General features: G+C 69.1%; 13 protein-coding genes. 9 read left to right on the forward strand and 4 right to left on the reverse strand.

The genetic code is table 11. The features are described 5' to 3' along the window. Positions 1 to 62 precede the first annotated feature (62 nt). Genes prpB through K2F54_RS12625 form a run of 3 tightly spaced genes read right to left on the reverse strand, consistent with a single transcriptional unit; the run spans position 63 to position 3,212 of the window. Positions 63 to 971 (reverse strand): methylisocitrate lyase, encoded by a 909-nt coding sequence (gene prpB, locus K2F54_RS12615; RefSeq protein WP_220606219.1) that lies wholly within the window; start codon positions 969 to 971, stop codon positions 63 to 65. Continuing rightward, positions 971 to 2,506, reverse strand: a complete 1,536-nt coding sequence (locus K2F54_RS12620; protein ID WP_308287642.1) for an MmgE/PrpD family protein — start codon at positions 2,504 to 2,506, stop codon at positions 971 to 973. Before K2F54_RS12620 ends, prpB begins: the two co-directional genes overlap by 1 nt. Positions 2,507 to 2,528: 22 nt before the next feature. After that, positions 2,529 to 3,212: a GntR family transcriptional regulator gene (locus K2F54_RS12625; protein ID WP_308287643.1), complete on the reverse strand. Its 684-nt coding sequence runs from the start codon at positions 3,210 to 3,212 to the stop codon at positions 2,529 to 2,531. Between the two features lie 285 nt (positions 3,213 to 3,497). Here K2F54_RS12625 and K2F54_RS12630 point away from each other — a divergent pair, with 285 nt between their 5' ends. Further along, positions 3,498 to 3,845, forward strand: coding sequence for a DUF485 domain-containing protein (locus K2F54_RS12630; protein WP_220606221.1), 348 nt, complete (start codon positions 3,498 to 3,500; stop codon positions 3,843 to 3,845). Positions 3,846 to 3,862: 17 nt separating this feature from the next. Beyond that, positions 3,863 to 5,491, forward strand: a complete 1,629-nt coding sequence (locus K2F54_RS12635; RefSeq protein WP_220606270.1) for a solute symporter family protein — start codon at positions 3,863 to 3,865, stop codon at positions 5,489 to 5,491. A gap of 94 nt (positions 5,492 to 5,585) precedes the next feature. Here the strand turns inward: K2F54_RS12635 and K2F54_RS12640 are convergent, their stop codons facing one another. Next, on the reverse strand, positions 5,586 to 6,392 hold the full coding sequence (locus K2F54_RS12640) for an SDR family NAD(P)-dependent oxidoreductase (RefSeq protein WP_220606222.1): 807 nt from the start codon (positions 6,390 to 6,392) through the stop codon (positions 5,586 to 5,588). A 29-nt stretch (positions 6,393 to 6,421) separates the two neighbouring features. Here K2F54_RS12640 and K2F54_RS12645 point away from each other — a divergent pair, with 29 nt between their 5' ends. From K2F54_RS12645 to K2F54_RS12675, 7 genes are all read left to right on the forward strand, one after another. Further along, on the forward strand, positions 6,422 to 7,537 hold the full coding sequence (locus tag K2F54_RS12645) for an acyltransferase family protein (protein WP_220606223.1): 1,116 nt from the start codon (positions 6,422 to 6,424) through the stop codon (positions 7,535 to 7,537). 134 nt (positions 7,538 to 7,671) lie between these two features. Continuing rightward, positions 7,672 to 9,000 carry a bifunctional o-acetylhomoserine/o-acetylserine sulfhydrylase gene (locus tag K2F54_RS12650; RefSeq protein ID WP_220606224.1) on the forward strand — a complete coding sequence of 443 codons (1,329 nt, stop codon included), beginning with the start codon at positions 7,672 to 7,674 and terminating at the stop codon, positions 8,998 to 9,000. A gap of 57 nt (positions 9,001 to 9,057) precedes the next feature. After that, a complete protein-coding gene (gene metX, locus K2F54_RS12655) occupies positions 9,058 to 10,272 on the forward strand; it encodes a homoserine O-acetyltransferase MetX (protein WP_220606225.1) in 1,215 nt (404 codons plus the stop codon). A gap of 97 nt (positions 10,273 to 10,369) precedes the next feature. Next, positions 10,370 to 11,791: a DUF4389 domain-containing protein gene (locus K2F54_RS12660; protein WP_220606226.1), complete on the forward strand. Its 1,422-nt coding sequence runs from the start codon at positions 10,370 to 10,372 to the stop codon at positions 11,789 to 11,791. Next, on the forward strand, positions 11,778 to 12,440 hold the full coding sequence (locus tag K2F54_RS12665; protein WP_220606227.1) for a hypothetical protein: 663 nt from the start codon (positions 11,778 to 11,780) through the stop codon (positions 12,438 to 12,440). The genes K2F54_RS12660 and K2F54_RS12665 overlap by 14 nt, the downstream gene beginning before the upstream one ends. 57 nt (positions 12,441 to 12,497) lie before the next feature. After that, a complete protein-coding gene (locus K2F54_RS12670) occupies positions 12,498 to 13,667 on the forward strand; it encodes a sensor histidine kinase (RefSeq protein WP_220606228.1) in 1,170 nt (389 codons plus the stop codon). Next, positions 13,664 to 14,956, forward strand: a complete 1,293-nt coding sequence (locus K2F54_RS12675; protein WP_220606229.1) for a hypothetical protein — start codon at positions 13,664 to 13,666, stop codon at positions 14,954 to 14,956. Before K2F54_RS12670 ends, K2F54_RS12675 begins: the two co-directional genes overlap by 4 nt. The last annotated feature ends 42 nt before the right edge of the window (positions 14,957 to 14,998 follow it).

Below are 14,998 nucleotides of genomic sequence, written 5' to 3' on the forward strand. Positions count from 1 at the left end.
TTTGCGTCCTGTGCTTCTGGCCGTGCTGGTGGTGCTTCTGTTGGTGCCGTTTCGGTGCGGGGTCAGCCGTCGTGTCCGCTCAGAGTGAAGTTGAAGATCCCCGAATCGAACCGATTGTAGGCCTCGTAGTCGAGCAGCTGATAGAGCTCGGCACGGGTCTGCATCGCCGGCAGGGCGCCGGTCAGCGACCCCTCGGCGATGATGGTGTCCAGGCCATGCTCGGCCGCGCCCATGGCCAGGCGCAGCAGTGAGACCGGGAAGATGACGATGTTGATGCCGACGCCCTCGAGCTGGTCGACCCTGAAGAGTTCGCTCTTGCCGAACTCGGTCATATTGGCCAGGATCGGCACGTCGACCGCTGCCCGGATCGCCTCGAATTCGGCCAGGGTGCCCATGGCCTCGGGGAAGATCGCGTCGGCGCCGGCATCCACCAGCGCCTTGGCACGGTCGATCGCGGCGGCCAGGCCGTCGACGGCGCGGATGTCGGTGCGCGCCATCACCAGCAGGTTCGCATCCCGGCGGGCGTCGACGGCGGCGCGGATGCGCTTGAGCGCGGTGTCGGTGTCGACCACCTGTTTGCCGTCCAGGTGCCCGCAGCGCTTGGGGTTGACCTGGTCCTCGATGTGCAGGCCGGCCACGCCGGCGTCCTCCAGGGTCTGCACGGTGCGGGCCACGTTCATCGGTTCGCCGAAGCCGGTGTCGGCGTCCACGAGGGCGGGCAGATCGGTCATCCGGGAGATCTGCTGGCTGCGGCCGGCGACCTCGGTGAGGGTGGTCAGGCCGATGTCGGGCAGGCCGAGATCTGCGGCGAGCACGGCTCCGGAGATGTAGACGCCCTCGAAGCCCTTGGCCTGGATCAGCTTGGCGCTCAGCGGGTTGAACGCGCCGGGGAAGCGCAGCAGGCCGCCGCCGGCGAGGTCGGCGCGGAGCTTCTCGCGCTTGGCGGCGGGGGTGAGTGTGGAGTAGAGCATCAGAAGATTCCGTTCGGGGTGGGGCGCGGGTCGACGATTCCGGGGCGGGCCACCAGGGTGAGCTCGCCCAGTTCGGTGCTGGAGAGCTCGAGCAGACGCTCGGCCAGGTGCAGGAAGCGGTCGATCTCACCCGGCTCGAGCACCGTGCCGGCCAGCAGCCGGAACTTGGCCACGTAGTCGGCGCGCACGAAGGGTCTGGCACCGAGCGGATGCGCATCCGCCACGGCGAGCTCGTCGACCAGGCGGGTGCCGTCGGTGAGGGTGATCTCCACCCGGCCGCCGAAGGCCTTCTCTGCGGGGTCGGTGGAGTGGTAGCGGCGGGTCCACTCGGGGTCCTCGCTCGTGCTCACCGTGGTCCACAGGGCCACGGTGTCGGCCCGGCCGGCCCGCTCGGGCCGGTAGGAGTCCACGTGGTGCCAGGCGCCGTCCTGCAGCGCCACGGTGAAGATGTACGGAATCGAGTGGTCCAGGGTCTCCCGGCTGGCGCGCGGGTCGTACTTCTGCGGGTCGTTGGCGCCGGAGCCGATCACGTTGTGGGTGTGGTGCGAGGTGTGGATGACGATGCTCGCGATGGCACCCGGCCGTAGGATCTCGGGGTGTTCACGGTGCAGCTTCCTGGCCAGGTCGATCAGGGCCTGCGCCTGGTATTCGGCGGAGTGCTCCTTGGTGTAGCTGTCCAGAATCGCCCGTTTGGCTTCCCCGGCGGCGGGCAGGGCCACGTCGTAGCCGGCGTCAGGCCCGTCGAGCAGCCAGGCGATCACGCCGTCCTCGCCCTCGTAGATCGGGGTCGGGCTGGTCTGGCCGCGCATGGCACGGTCCACCGCTTCGACGGCCATCTTGCCGGCGAACGCTGGCGCGTGCGCCTTCCAGCTGGAGATCTCGCCCTTGCGGGACTGCCGGGTGGCCGTGGTGGTGTGCAGGGCCTGGCCGACGGCCTGGAAGATCGTGTCGGGGTCCAGGCCCAGCAGGGTGCCGATGCCAGCGGCGGCGGACGGGCCGAGGTGGGCGACGTGGTCGATCTTGTGCTTGTGCAGGCTGATCGATCTGGCCAGGTCGATCTGCACCTCGTAGCCGGTCGCGATTCCGCGCACCAGCTCGCGGCCGGTGAGTCCGCGGGCCTCGGCCAGGTGTTGGGCCACCGCCACGATCGGCGGGATGTTGTCGCCGGGGTGCGAGTACTCTGCGGCGAGGAAGGTGTCGTGGTAGTCGAGTTCGCGCACGGCCACACCGTTGGCCCAGGCCGCCCATTCCGGCGAGAGCCGGGTGTCGCCGGGCAGGCCGAACACGGTGCTGCCCGCACCGCCCCTGGATCGGGGGTGCGCGAGGGCCTGTGCCCTGGCGGCGACGACGGGGTCGCGGGTGAGCGACGCGGCGGCGACGGCGGCGTTGTCGATCACCCGGTTGATGATCATCTCGGTGACGGTACCGTCGACCTCGACCGGGTCGGCCGCGCAGGCGGCGATGCGCCAGGCCAGCTGATCGGTGCGGGCGAGGTTCTCGCCGCTTCGGTGAACGCGCACGTGGGTGCTCTGCACGGGGTGGTCCTTTCGGTCGGGGTCAGGGAGTGGTCTGGGCCTGGTCGAGGGTGGCGAGCACACTGGCCAGGCTGAGGTGCAGGTGCACGTGGGTGGCGTGCGCGGCGAGCGCCGCATCCCCGTCGACGATCGCGTCGAGAATCAAGAGGTGCTCGGCCGCCGCGGCGCGCAGGCGCACCGGGTTGCCGCGGGCCACCCGACGGATGCGGGCCAGGTGGGTGCGTGCGGCGCTGAGGGCTCCCACCAGGAACGGGTTGCCGACGGCGCCGTCGATGGCAGCGTCGAACCGGTCGATGAGGGCGTAGTACTCCTGGATGCCGCTCTCGCCGGCCTCGAGCAGCTGCGGCGCGGCCACGAAGCCCGCGCGCAGCATCCGGAACGCCGACCGGTCACCGCACCGGGCGGCGAGGGCCGCTGCCCGCTCCTCGAGAGCCTCGCGCAGTTCGTACAGGTCGGTGATCGACTCCATCGACATCTCGGTGACCGAGAAGCCCCTGCCGCTCCTTCCGGCGACGAGGCCGTCGGCCACCAGCCGTGCCACGGCCGAGCGCAGCGGGGTGCGGGAGACGCCCAATCTGGCGGCCTGTTCCACCTCGAGCAGCACGGTACCGGGCGCCAGCACCCCGTCGACGATCTCGCCGCGAAGCACCCGGTAGGCCCGTTCACTGGCCCGCTCCGGTGCGGACCCCACGGTCTCTGTATACACAAGCGCATCCTATTCCCCTATTGCGCCGTTTGTGCCAAACTACCCGCACGCTTACCGCACGCTGTGTATACATGAGGGCTTCGATGGAGAGGTTCACCCCATGACCGACCGCACCGGATCCACGCGCACCACCCCACCCCGTCCCGACGCCGCCCACCCGGCCCCCGACTAACTGTTCCCCGTGCGGACAACTGGTCCCGGCACACCGGGCGCAATTGTCCGCATCGGGCACAGTCACGTTTCGTTTCCTCAGCAATCCCATTTCACCGGAGCAAAGGAGCCCCAATGAAGGAATCACTGAAAGACACCAGGCCGGAGGACTCGATCGACTATGTCGAATTCGAGACCACCGACCGCTTCGTCAACCTGCAACGCCGGCGGCGGAGGTTCGTGGTGCCGATGGCCGTGTTCTTCCTGGTCTGGTACTTCGCCTACGTGCTCGTGGCGGCCTACCTGCCCGATGTGATGGCGCGACCGGTGTTCGGCAGCATCAACCTGGGCCTGGTCCTGGGGCTCGGCCAGTTCGTCACCACCTTCGCGATCACCATCTGGTACGTCGCGTTCTCCAACCGCGTGCTCGACCCGCTGGGTGCCGAGCTGCGCGCCGAACTCGAGCAGAAGGCCGCCGCATGATCGCCCTGAGCACGACCATGACCGGAGTCACCACGGTGTTCGCCGAGGCCACCACCGATCAGGCGGAGAACAACCCGATCCTGAACATCTCGATCTTCCTGGCCTTCGTGGCCGTCACCCTGGTGATCGTGATCCGGGCGGGCCGCAACAACCGCACCGCCGCCGACTACTACACCGGCGGCCGCTCCTTCACCGGGCCGCAGAACGGCTTCGCGATCGCGGGCGACTACCTGTCCGCGGCGTCGTTCCTCGGTATCGTCGGCGCCATCGCGGTCAACGGCTACGACGGTTTCCTCTACTCGATCGGCTTCCTGGTGGCGTGGCTCGTTGCCCTGCTGCTGGTGGCCGAGCTGATGCGCAACACCGGCAAGTTCACCATGGCGGATGTGCTGTCCTTCCGGCTGGCCCAACGTCCGGTGCGGGTCGCGGCGGCCACCACCACCCTGGCGGTGTGCTTCTTCTACCTGCTGGCCCAGATGGCCGGCGCCGGCGGGCTCGTCTCGCTGCTGCTGGGCATCAACGACAAGCTCGGCCAGTCCATCGTGGTCACCGTCGTCGGCGGCCTGATGATCATGTACGTGCTCATCGGCGGCATGAAGGGCACCACCTGGGTGCAGATCGTCAAGGCGTTCCTGCTCATCATCGGTGCCGGCGCCATGACGGTGTGGGTCCTGGTGATCAACGGGTTCAACCTGTCCACCTTGCTGGACTCCGCGGTCGCGAACGCCGCGGTCACCCCCGGGGAATCGATCCTGGCTCCCGGCCTGCAGTACGGCGGCAACCCGCTGGACTTCATCTCGCTGGCCATCGCGCTGGTGCTCGGCACCGCGGGCCTGCCGCACGTGCTGATGCGCTTCTACACCGTGCCGACGGCCAGGGAGGCCCGTCGTTCCGTGGTCTGGGCGATCTTCCTGATCGGCGCGTTCTACCTGTTCACCCTGGTGCTCGGCTTCGGCGCCGCTGCCCTCGTCGGTGCGGACACCATCCTCGCCTCGCCCGGAGGCGTGAACTCGGCCGCTCCGCTGCTGTCGCTGGCCCTCGGCGGTCCGCTGCTGCTCGGCTTCATCTCGGCGATCGCCTTCGCCACCATCCTCGCCGTGGTGGCCGGTCTCACGATCACCGCGGCCACCTCGTTCGCGCACGACATCTACGCCAGCGTGATCAAGAAGGGCAAGGGTGACCCCGACGGCGAGGTCAAGATCGCCCGGCGCACCGTCGTGGTGATCGGCATCCTCGCCATCGCCGGCGGCATCGGCGTGCAGGGGCAGAACATCGCGTTCCTGGTGGCCCTGGCCTTCGCCGTCGCGGCGAGCGCCAACCTGCCCACCATCCTGTACTCGCTGTTCTGGCGCGGCTTCACCACCCGCGGCGCCCTGTGGAGCATGTACGGCGGCCTGGGTTCGGCTGTCCTGCTGATCGTGTTCTCGCCGGTGTTCTCCGGCACGCCCACCTCCATGTTCGGCGAGGCCGTGGACTTCGCGATCTACCCGCTGAACAACCCGGGCATCGTCTCCATCCCGCTGGGCTTCTTCCTCGGCTGGCTCGGATCGGTCACGAGCACCAAGCGTGAGGACCCGAAGCTCGCCGCCGAGATGGCGGTGCGCTCCCTCACCGGGTTCGGCGCCGAGAAGGCGAGCAACCACTAGCCCCGTCTGGTTCCGCGCCACAACTGTGGCCGAAACGGACAATTGCGCCCGGTACGCCGGGCGCAATTGTCCGTTCGGGGAACAGTTGTGCGGGTTACCCGCGCGGCAGGAGCGGCCCGCGGGCGACCAGGTGCGGGGCAGCCTGCGCCACAGGCTTGACCACGATCAGGTCCACGTTCACGTGCGCCGGCAGTTCAACAGCGGCCACGACGGTCGCGGCCACGTCCTCGGCCACCATCGGGTGGGCCACGTTGGCGTACGCCGCTTGGGCCTTCTCCACGTCACCGCCGAACCGCACCAGGCCGAATTCCTCGGTCTGCACCATGCCGGGGGCCACCTCGATCACCCGGATCGGCTCCCCATTCAGCTCGAGCCGCAGCACCTCGGTCATGGCGTGGGCGGCGAACTTGGCCGCGTTGTACCCTCCGCCGCCGATGTAGGCGGTGTGGCCGGCGATCGAGGTGATGTTCACGATGTCGGCGGATGCGGCGGCGCCGGCATCCGTGTCGGTATCGGTCGGTGCGGTGAGCGAGGCGCGCAGCAACGGCAGCAGGGCGCTGGTGACCCGCTTGACGGCGAGCACGTTGATCTCGAACATCCAGGCCCAGTCGTCGATGGAGCCGGTCTCCACCGAGTCCAGTCCCTTGGCGCCGCCGGCGTTGTTCACCAGCGCGTTCACCGGGCCGGTCTCGGCGAGGTAGTCCCGCAGGGCGTCGACGTCGGCCTGCACGGTGAGGTCGGCGGTGAACACGGCGGCTCCGGTCTCCTCGGCCAGCGCGGCCAGCCGGTCGGTGCGGCGGGCCACACCCACCACATCCCAGCCGTGCCGGCGGAACAGGCGCACGGTGGCCGCTCCGATTCCGCTACTGGCCCCGGTCACCACAACTCTTTTTTTGCCCATTGGCCTATTCTGCCCGGAGAATGGACCCGATGAGTTCGCCGACCGAGACCCCCTCCCCCGCCGGGGCCCACAAACACAAGCGTCGTGTTCCCCTCTGGGACAACGCCCGCTGGATCGCCATCACCCTGATGGTGATCGGTCACGCGATCCTGAAACTGATCGGCGAGTCAGACACCGCCTACGGCGTCTACCTGTTCATCTACGCCTTCCACGTGCCCGTCTTCGTGGCCGTCAGCGGGTACTTCGCCAAGTCCGGCCCGCCCGGCCCCCGGCAGATGCACCGGCTGATCACCGACGTCGTCTTCCCGTACCTGATCTTCGAGACCATCTGGACGCTGGTCTCCTGGGCGCTCAGCGGCACCCTGCAACTGGACTACTCCAGCCCGTCCTGGACGCTGTGGTTCCTGATCGCCCTGACCATCTGGCGGGTGGTGCTGCCCTACCTGGTGCTGATGCGCTATCCGTTGCTGATCAGCATCGCGGTGTCGGTGGGCGCCGGCTACGTCGGCGACATCGACAGCACCTTCTCGCTCTCCCGCACCCTCGGGCTGCTGCCGTTCTTCGTCTTCGGCTGGAAGCTGCGGCAGTGGCCGCTCACCGCCAGGTGGACGCACCTGTCTCCCGCGGCCGTGTGGCGGTGGCGGGCGGGCGCGATCGCCCTGTTCGGCGCTCTGGCCGTGGCCATCACCCTCAACATCGTCGGCGTGCGGGACCTGCGGCTGCGCAGCTTCACCCTCTACGACGAGGCCTACTGGCAGTTCGGCTACGACCAGTTCTGGGCCGGGGTGATCCGGCTGGCCCTGATGATGGCTTCGTTCGCGTTCATCCTCGCCTTCCTCATGCTGATGCCGCGTCGCGCCACCTGGTTCACCCCGCTCGGCGCGGCCACCATGTACATCTACCTGCTGCACACCTTCCTGCTCTACCCGCTGCGCGAAACCGGGGTGCTCGACGGCCCCCAGCCGGCCTGGATGCTGCCTGCCGTCATCCTGCTGGCCATCGGTATCTCGGTGTTGCTGTCGTTGCCGCAGGTCAAGCGCATCTTCCGCCCGCTGGTGGAACCCCGGTTGCAGTGGTTGTTCCGGCAGGAGCCGTCCACGCACACCGGCACGATCGTTCTGCCGCACGGGCCCCGCAAACCGTAAATGACGTCGTGTTGCACCGACCGTTGTCGGATGCGGACGGTGCTGCCTATGGTTGCTGCAGAAGCGACGCGGCTGCCGAGCACCACCGCATTCATCCGGGGAGCCGCCCCGACCACGATCAGGGAGACCGAGCCATGAGCGACACCGCCGACTGGAAGTTCGAAACCAAGCAGGTCCATTCAGGGGCCCGGCCTGACCCGGTGACCAACGCGCGGGCCACGCCGATCTACCAGACCACCTCCTACGTCTTCAACAACGCCGAACACGCCCAGAACCTGTTCGCGCTGGCCGAATTCGGCAATATCTACACCCGCATCCAGAACCCCACCCAGGCCGTGGTCGAGGAGCGCGTCGCTGCCCTCGAGGGCGGCACCGGCGCCCTGCTGGTGGCCAGCGGCCAGGCCGCGTCCACCTTCGCGGTGCTCAACATCGCGCAGGCCGGCGATCACATCGTGTCGTCCAGTTCCATCTACGGCGGCACCTACAACCTATTCAAGTACACCCTCGCCAAGCTGGGCATCGAGACCACCTTCGTCGAAGACCAGGATGACGCCGCCGAGTGGGCGCGCGCGGTACGGCCCAACACCAAGCTGTTCTTCGCCGAGACCATCGGCAACCCCAAGATCAACGTGCTCGACATCGCCCTCGTCGCCGAGGTCGCGCACAGCAACGGGGTGCCGTTGATCGTGGACAACACCATCGCCACGCCTTACCTGCTGCGCCCGTTCGAACACGGCGCGGACATCGTCGTGCACTCGGCCACCAAGTTCCTCGGCGGTCACGGCACCATCATCGGCGGTGTCGTCGTCGACGGCGGCCTGTTCAAGTGGTCGGACAACGTGGAGAAGTTCCCCGGGCTGACCGAGCCGGACCCGTCCTACCACGGCGCGAGCTACACTGCCGCGGTCGGTGACGGCCTCGCCTTCATCATCAAGGCCAGGGTGCAGCTGCTGCGCGACCTCGGCTCCGCCATCGCCCCGGCGAGCGCCTGGCAGCTCATCCAGGGCATCGAGACGCTGAGCCTGCGCATCGAGAGGCACGTCGCCAACGCGCAGACCGTCGCCGAGTTCCTGGAGAACCACCCCGACATCGCCTCGGTGAACTACGCCGGCCTGCCCTCCAGCCCCTGGTACGCGGCGGCGAACAAGTACCTGCCGCTCGGCGTCGGCGCGGTGCTCTCCTTCGAGCTCAAGGGCGGGGTGGATGCCGGCCGCGCGCTGGTCGACAACCTCAACCTGTTCAGCCACCTCGCCAACATCGGCGATGTCCGTTCGCTGGTCATCCACCCGGCCTCCACCACGCACGCCCAGCTCTCCCCCGAGCAGCAGCTCACCGCCGGAGTCACGCCTGGCCTGGTGCGCCTCTCGCTCGGTATCGAGAATGTGGCCGACCTGATCATCGACCTCGAGGCTGGACTGGCCGCTGCGCGCGCCGTGGTGATCGCGTCCCGCGCGAACGCCTGAACCCGTATGACGTAACAATCCCCGGCTCGGTGGGATAACTGGCCACAATGGAGCCGTATGGAATGGCAATTCTCCGCGGACACCGTCCCGTCCACCTTCGTCACCGACGCGCAGGCGCGATCGCTGCTGGGCAAACCCCCGGTGACGGGCGGATGGCGCGACGGCGACCCGGTGGGCGACCGCCGGTTCGTCGACGTGGGAGCGCTGGATCTCGAGGCCGGCGGGCACCTCGGTGCCGTGCGGATCGCCTACGAGACCTGGGGCGACCTCTCCCCCGCCGGCGACAACGCCGTGCTCGTTCTGCACGCCCTCACCGGGGACAGCCACCTGGTCGGTGCGGCGGGGCCGGGGCACGCCACCTCTGGCTGGTGGAGCGGCATCGTCGGTCCCGGCCTGGCCATCGACACCGACCGGTGGTTCGTGGTGGCGCCGAACATGCTCGGCGGCTGCCAGGGCAGCACCGGTCCCGCCTCCCTCGCCCCCGACGGGTCGGAGTGGGGACCCCGGTTCCCGTATCTCACCATCCGCGACCAGGTCGCCGCGCAGGTCGCGTTCAGTGACCGGCTCGGCATCCGGCGGTGGGCGGCGGTCGTCGGCGGGTCGATGGGCGGGATGCACGCGCTCGAGTGGGGCATCGGCACCCCCGACCGAGTCGACCGCCTGGCGGTGCTGGCCGCACCACCGGTGACCACGGCCGACCAGGTGGCCCTGAACTCGGTGCAGATCGAGGCCATTCGCACCGACCCGCTGTTTTGTGGCGGCGACTACTACGACGCCGAGGCCGGGTCCGGCCCGAACCGCGGGTTGGCGTTGGCCAGGCGGATGGCGCTGCTGAACTACCGCAGCCCCTCCGAGCTCAATCTGCGGTTCCAGCGCAGCTGGCAGAGCGACATCAGCCCGCTGGGCGGCAACGGCCGGTTCGCGGTCGAGTCCTACCTGGACTTCCACGGCAACAAGTTCACCCGCCGGTTCGACGCGAACAGCTACGTCACCCTGGTCGAATCGATGAATTCGCACGACATCGGACGGGATCGGGGTGGAGTCGCCGCCGCCCTGGCACTGATTCGGGCGCGTACCCTGGTGGTCGGCATCGACAGTGACCGGTTGTTCCCGGTGGAGGGTCAGCGCGTCATCGCCGCCGGGTTGACGGACGGGCTGGGATACGGACCGGGGCCAGGCCTGCCCGTGGTGCTGGAGTCCGGCTACGGGCACGACGGCTTTCTGATCGAGAGCGACGCCGTCGGCGCCCAGCTGCGCAGGCTGCTCGACTGAGCAGACCCTGAGCCGACCGTGAGCCGCGCGGGTTGACAGGGGGGCCGGACGGGAGAAGTCTGACTGCGTTCGGCCCGTGCGGAAAGGACCCGTCCTCATGAAACCCGGCCCCCTGATCATGCTCCTGCTCGGCACGCTCCTGACCCTGATCGGAGTCGGGCTGATCACCGCCGGCACCGTCGCGGCCGTCGCCAACAGCGCTCAGGGCAGCGACGGCTACTTCTCCACCCGCACGCTCAACTTCAGCACCGACAGCTACGCTCTCACCAGCCCCACCCTCGGCCCGGTCACCAGCGCAGACACGCCCGCACCGCTCAATCTGGACATCGCCCGCATCCGGCTGGAGGCGACCGGCTCGGGTACCGACGCCGTGTTCATCGGGATTGCCCCGCGGTCCGACGTCGACTCCTATCTGGCCGGAGTCAACCACACCGAGGTGCGCGGCATCCAGACCGACCCGCTGCGGGTGCGGTACGCAGACATCACCGGGCAGGACCGTCCCGAGCCGCCCGCTGACCAGGACTTCTGGGTGGAGTCGGCAAGCGGCACCGGCAGCCAGGAGGTGATCTGGCAGGTGCAACCGGGAACCTGGGCCGTCGTGGTGATGAACGCGGATGCCGGCCGAAGCGTCGACGTCGACCTGCAGGCCGGGGTGCGCAGCGGTCTCCTGGCTCCGGCGGCGACGGCACTGCTGATCGCCGGCGTCCTCACCCTGCTTCTGGGCCTGGCCCTGGTGATCCTCGGTGTCATCGGGCTCGGCCGCAGCGGACCGTCGCCGTCGAGCCGCTCGGGGCCCGGAGCCCCTGCGGTGCCCGTCGATCCCGACCGGCCGGGCGCGGAGCACCCGGCCAGGCTGAACGGCCGCCTCGACCCCGACCTGTCCCGCGCCCTCTGGCTGGTCAAGTGGCTCCTCGTGATCCCGCACCTCATCGTGCTGTTCTTCCTCTGGGTCGGGTTCCTGGTGAGCACCGTCATCGCCGGCTTCGCCATCCTCTTCACCGGCCGGTACCCCCGGGCGATCTTCAACTACAACGTCGGGGTGCTGCGCTGGAACTGGCGGGTGGGCTTCTATTCGTACTCCGCGCTCGGCACCGACAGGTACCCGCCGTTCACCCTGGCCGCCACCGACTATCCGGCCGACCTCGAGGTGGACTACCCCGAGCGGCTGTCCCACGGCTTGGTTCTGGCGAAGTGGTGGCTGCTGGTTATCCCGCACCTCGTCATCGTGGCGATCTTCACCGGCGGCACCTGGGCCTGGACCTGGGACGAGTACGCCTGGGTCCGCGGCACGGCGGCCGGCATTTCGCTGCTGACCGCGCTCGTCATAATCGCCGCCGTCATCCTGTTGTTCAGCGGTCGCTACCGCCGGGGCCTGTTCGACCTGATCCTGGGCCTCAACCGCTGGGTGTACCGGGTGATCGTGTACACCGCCCTGATGCGCGACGAGTACCCGCCGTTCCGGCTCGACCAGGGTGAGTACGATCCCGGCACCGTCAACACGTCCCATGACAGTCGATAGGCTGCTGCCCTTCCCGGTGCCGCGGCACCCCGACGACAGGTTCCTGCGTTACTGGCTGTTCTGGGTCACCCTGGGCGAGAGCGTGGGTTTCCTGGCGCCGGCGCTGACCCAGCTGGTCTTCGGCGCGTCCTCGATCCGGGCGCCTCTGCTGATCATGGCCGGTGCGCTGGAGGGCGCCGTGCTCGGCTGGACCCAGGCCACCGTTCTGCGGAGCCGCCTGCCGGCGGTGAACAGGTCCAGGTGGGTGGGTGCCACCGCACTCGCGGCGGCCGTGGCCTGGTTCATCGGCCTGCTCCCGGCCGAGTGGGCGGATGTCTGGCTGCGCTGGCCGGTGCCAGGGCAGGTGGTCGGCGGCCTGGTGACCGTCGCTGTGCTGATCACCGTCATCGGCGTCGCCCAGTACACCGAACTTCGCCGGCACAGCCGGACGGCACCGTGGTGGATCGTCGGCAGTGCGATGGCCTGGTGCGTCGGCCTGGCCGTGTTCTTCGCCGTCGCCACCCCGTTGTGGCAGCCCGGCCAGCCTGCCCTGCTCGTGCTGGTGATCGGCGTGCTCGCCGGCATCCTGATGGCCGTCACCATGGCGCTGGTCAGCGGGCTCGTCCTGATCCGCGTTATCCCCACAAAAAGTCCTCGTCATCCCGGCTAAAAAATCCGCACGGGCCGATAAGGTGCAGGTAGAGCACTCACAAGGAGCCACAGTCGCATGCCACGCATCGCCAAAGAGCGAGACCGCGTTCTTCGCCGGACCGCCCGGGTGACCGGTGTGGCCGGCTCGGTCACCGCGCTCGCCTACCTGGCGGTTCCCGGCGGCGTCAGGGTGCCCGTCATTCTCGCGGTGGTCCCCCTGAGCCTGATCATCCTGGCCTGCCAATACCTGCTCGGTCGCAGCGGCGCCATGCGGTGGGTGGTGCCGATCGTGCTGTCCGGCAACACCGTCATCCTCCTGGTCGGTCTCCTGTCGACGGAAGCGGTCGGCCTCAACCTCGTCGAGGAGGCCCTGATCGGCTGCGTGGCGGCCGCCGTGGTCGGCTGCGTCGCGCCGGTGCTGGTGGTCGGGTCGCGCCGGCAGGTCATCCTGTTCGCCTCGTTCGGCCTCACCGTGGCCTGCGTGTCACTGGTGACGATCTCGGCGGGCGGGTCGGTGCTGCCGCTTGCCCTCGCTGTGAGCGGCTGGGCGGCGGTGTCACTGGGCGGCTGGTGGATCGCGCAGAGCGTGCCCAGGGTGCTGCAGCGCATCGCCGCGATCGGTCGGGCCCACCGGGCAGAACGGCATGCCAGCGAGCTGGAGGCCCAGCGCCGGCAAGGCGCCAGGCTGCTGCACGACACCGTCCTGGCCACCCTCACCCTGCTCGCGCATTCCGGGGTCGGTGTCACCCCCGCCGCGCTCCGGCAGCAGTCCGGCGACGACGCCCACCTGCTTCGGCAACTGCGCCTGGGCGCTCTGCCCACTCCCAGCCGCTCCGGGGTGTACACCCTGGAATCGGTGACCGCGTCCACGCTCGGCAGCACCCTGGAATCGGTCAAGCAGCGTTTCGGCCGGATGGGCCTCGAGGTCGACTGGCACGGCAGCGGTCAGCTGCTCCTGCCCGGCGACGTCCTCGATTCCTTCCTCCTCGCGCTCGGCGAATGCCTGGAGAACGTCCGCAGGCACTCCGGCGTCAACCGTGCCGACGTCACCATCTCCGATGACGACACCACGGTGCGGGCGATGGTGACAGATGCCGGCAGAGGGTTCGATCTCACGGCCGTCAGCACCGAACGGCTGGGCTTCGCCGAGTCCGTGGTGGCCAGGCTCCGAGATGTCGGCGGCAGCGCCCGCCTGTTCTCCTCCCCCGGCGCCGGAACGACCGTGGTTCTCGAGGTGCCCAAGTGACGCCGGGCTCCCCCGCGGCCGAGACCGTCACGGCCGGTGGCGTCCCCGATCCCGCCGCGCGCGCGTATCGGCAGCTGCTTGATGACCAACGAAACGAACGCCGGCGCACCTTCCGCCGCCCCCAGCGCACCGTCGACACCGCCCGCGCCAACCGCACCGGACTGGGCGGACGCCACCTGGGCGTCGGTATCTCGCTGAGCGGCAGCTTCGTCGCCCTGTTCCTGCTCTGGCAGTTCGCCTCGCAGTGGGACCTCTACGCGGATCCCATGCCCGCACTGGCCGCCTGGGTGGTCCTCCTCGTTGCCGGTGCCGCCACCCTGGTTTACACCAACCGGGTGTCCAATCGGCTGCCCACCTGGCTCTTCCTCACCGTCCTGGCCGTCGGCGAAATCGTGGTCGGTCTCGACCTGGCCGGCTATGGCAGCGGCGCCACCGTGGGCGCGTACCCGACGGCGGCCGCGGCGGTCGGCGCGTTGTTCGCCACCCTGGTCACCGTGCGCCGCGGCCGGGACATCGTGGCCGCGACGCTGGTGCTCGGCGCGGTGGTCGCGGCCGGGTCGCTCACCGTCGACCGCGGCGACGCCTTCGCCCTGGCCCCGGCGATCCTCACAATCGGCCTGACCGTTTTCCCCCCAGTGCTGGGGGTGGCCGTTGCGCGCAACTTCCGACGGATGGTGCAACGCGAGCTCGACCTCGTGCTGGTGCAGAGCACCGTCACCCAGTCCTCCACCGCGGTTGGAATGCTCGCCTCCGAGGAGCTCGCTCGCATCGACCTCGATGCCGAAACACTGCTCGATGACGTTGCCACAGGCCGTACCGCCCTGCCGTTGAGCACGGCGAAGTCTGCGGCGGCGGCGGCGCTGGCCACCCAGCTGCGCCTGCACCTGATCGAGGGCCGCCGGGAGACCTGGTTGCACCACGCGCTGACCGAGTCGGAGTTTCTCGGCCCGGCCGTGAACCTGGACGACCCCGCCGGGCTGGCCGGCCAGCTCTCCCCGGTGCAGCGCGACGCCCTTCTTCTGGCAATATGGCTTCTGATCAGCGACACGGATGGGGCGGAGCCGACGGTTTCGCTCGTATTCGGGCCGTTGGGCCGCACCAGCGGCCATGCCGTCGGCGAGATGCTGCGGTTTCCGATCCAGATCGTCATCGAGGGTGTTCCTCGGCGGCGGGTGGACCCGGAGACGTGGCAGGCTATCCGTGCGGTCGGCCCACACATCGATTCGGTCAGAGGTGGGCAACTCCACGTGGACATCGAATGCAGTATTGACAATCCCGCGGATGCGTAATCGCGCCAGCCGGTGCGAGAACGAGTCGACGGGGAAACACCG

It is taken from the genome of Cryobacterium inferilacus (genome assembly GCF_019599185.1).
Taxonomy (GTDB): domain Bacteria; phylum Actinomycetota; class Actinomycetes; order Actinomycetales; family Microbacteriaceae; genus Cryobacterium; species Cryobacterium inferilacus.

Excerpts from the sequence above, each read along its gene's own strand:
- prpB (WP_220606219.1), bottom strand. The coding sequence starts at position 971 with ATGCTCTACTCCACACTCACCCCCGCCGCCAAGCGCGAGAAGCTCCGC.
- K2F54_RS12630 (WP_220606221.1), top strand. The coding sequence starts at position 3,498 with ATGAAGGAATCACTGAAAGACACCAGGCCGGAGGACTCGATCGACTAT.
- K2F54_RS12635 (WP_220606270.1), top strand. The coding sequence starts at position 3,863 with ATGACCGGAGTCACCACGGTGTTCGCCGAGGCCACCACCGATCAGGCG.
- K2F54_RS12640 (WP_220606222.1), bottom strand. The coding sequence starts at position 6,392 with ATGGGCAAAAAAAGAGTTGTGGTGACCGGGGCCAGTAGCGGAATCGGA.
- K2F54_RS12645 (WP_220606223.1), top strand. The coding sequence starts at position 6,422 with ATGAGTTCGCCGACCGAGACCCCCTCCCCCGCCGGGGCCCACAAACAC.
- K2F54_RS12650 (WP_220606224.1), top strand. The coding sequence starts at position 7,672 with ATGAGCGACACCGCCGACTGGAAGTTCGAAACCAAGCAGGTCCATTCA.
- metX (WP_220606225.1), top strand. The coding sequence starts at position 9,058 with ATGGAATGGCAATTCTCCGCGGACACCGTCCCGTCCACCTTCGTCACC.
- K2F54_RS12660 (WP_220606226.1), top strand. The coding sequence starts at position 10,370 with ATGAAACCCGGCCCCCTGATCATGCTCCTGCTCGGCACGCTCCTGACC.
- K2F54_RS12665 (WP_220606227.1), top strand. The coding sequence starts at position 11,778 with ATGACAGTCGATAGGCTGCTGCCCTTCCCGGTGCCGCGGCACCCCGAC.
- K2F54_RS12670 (WP_220606228.1), top strand. The coding sequence starts at position 12,498 with ATGCCACGCATCGCCAAAGAGCGAGACCGCGTTCTTCGCCGGACCGCC.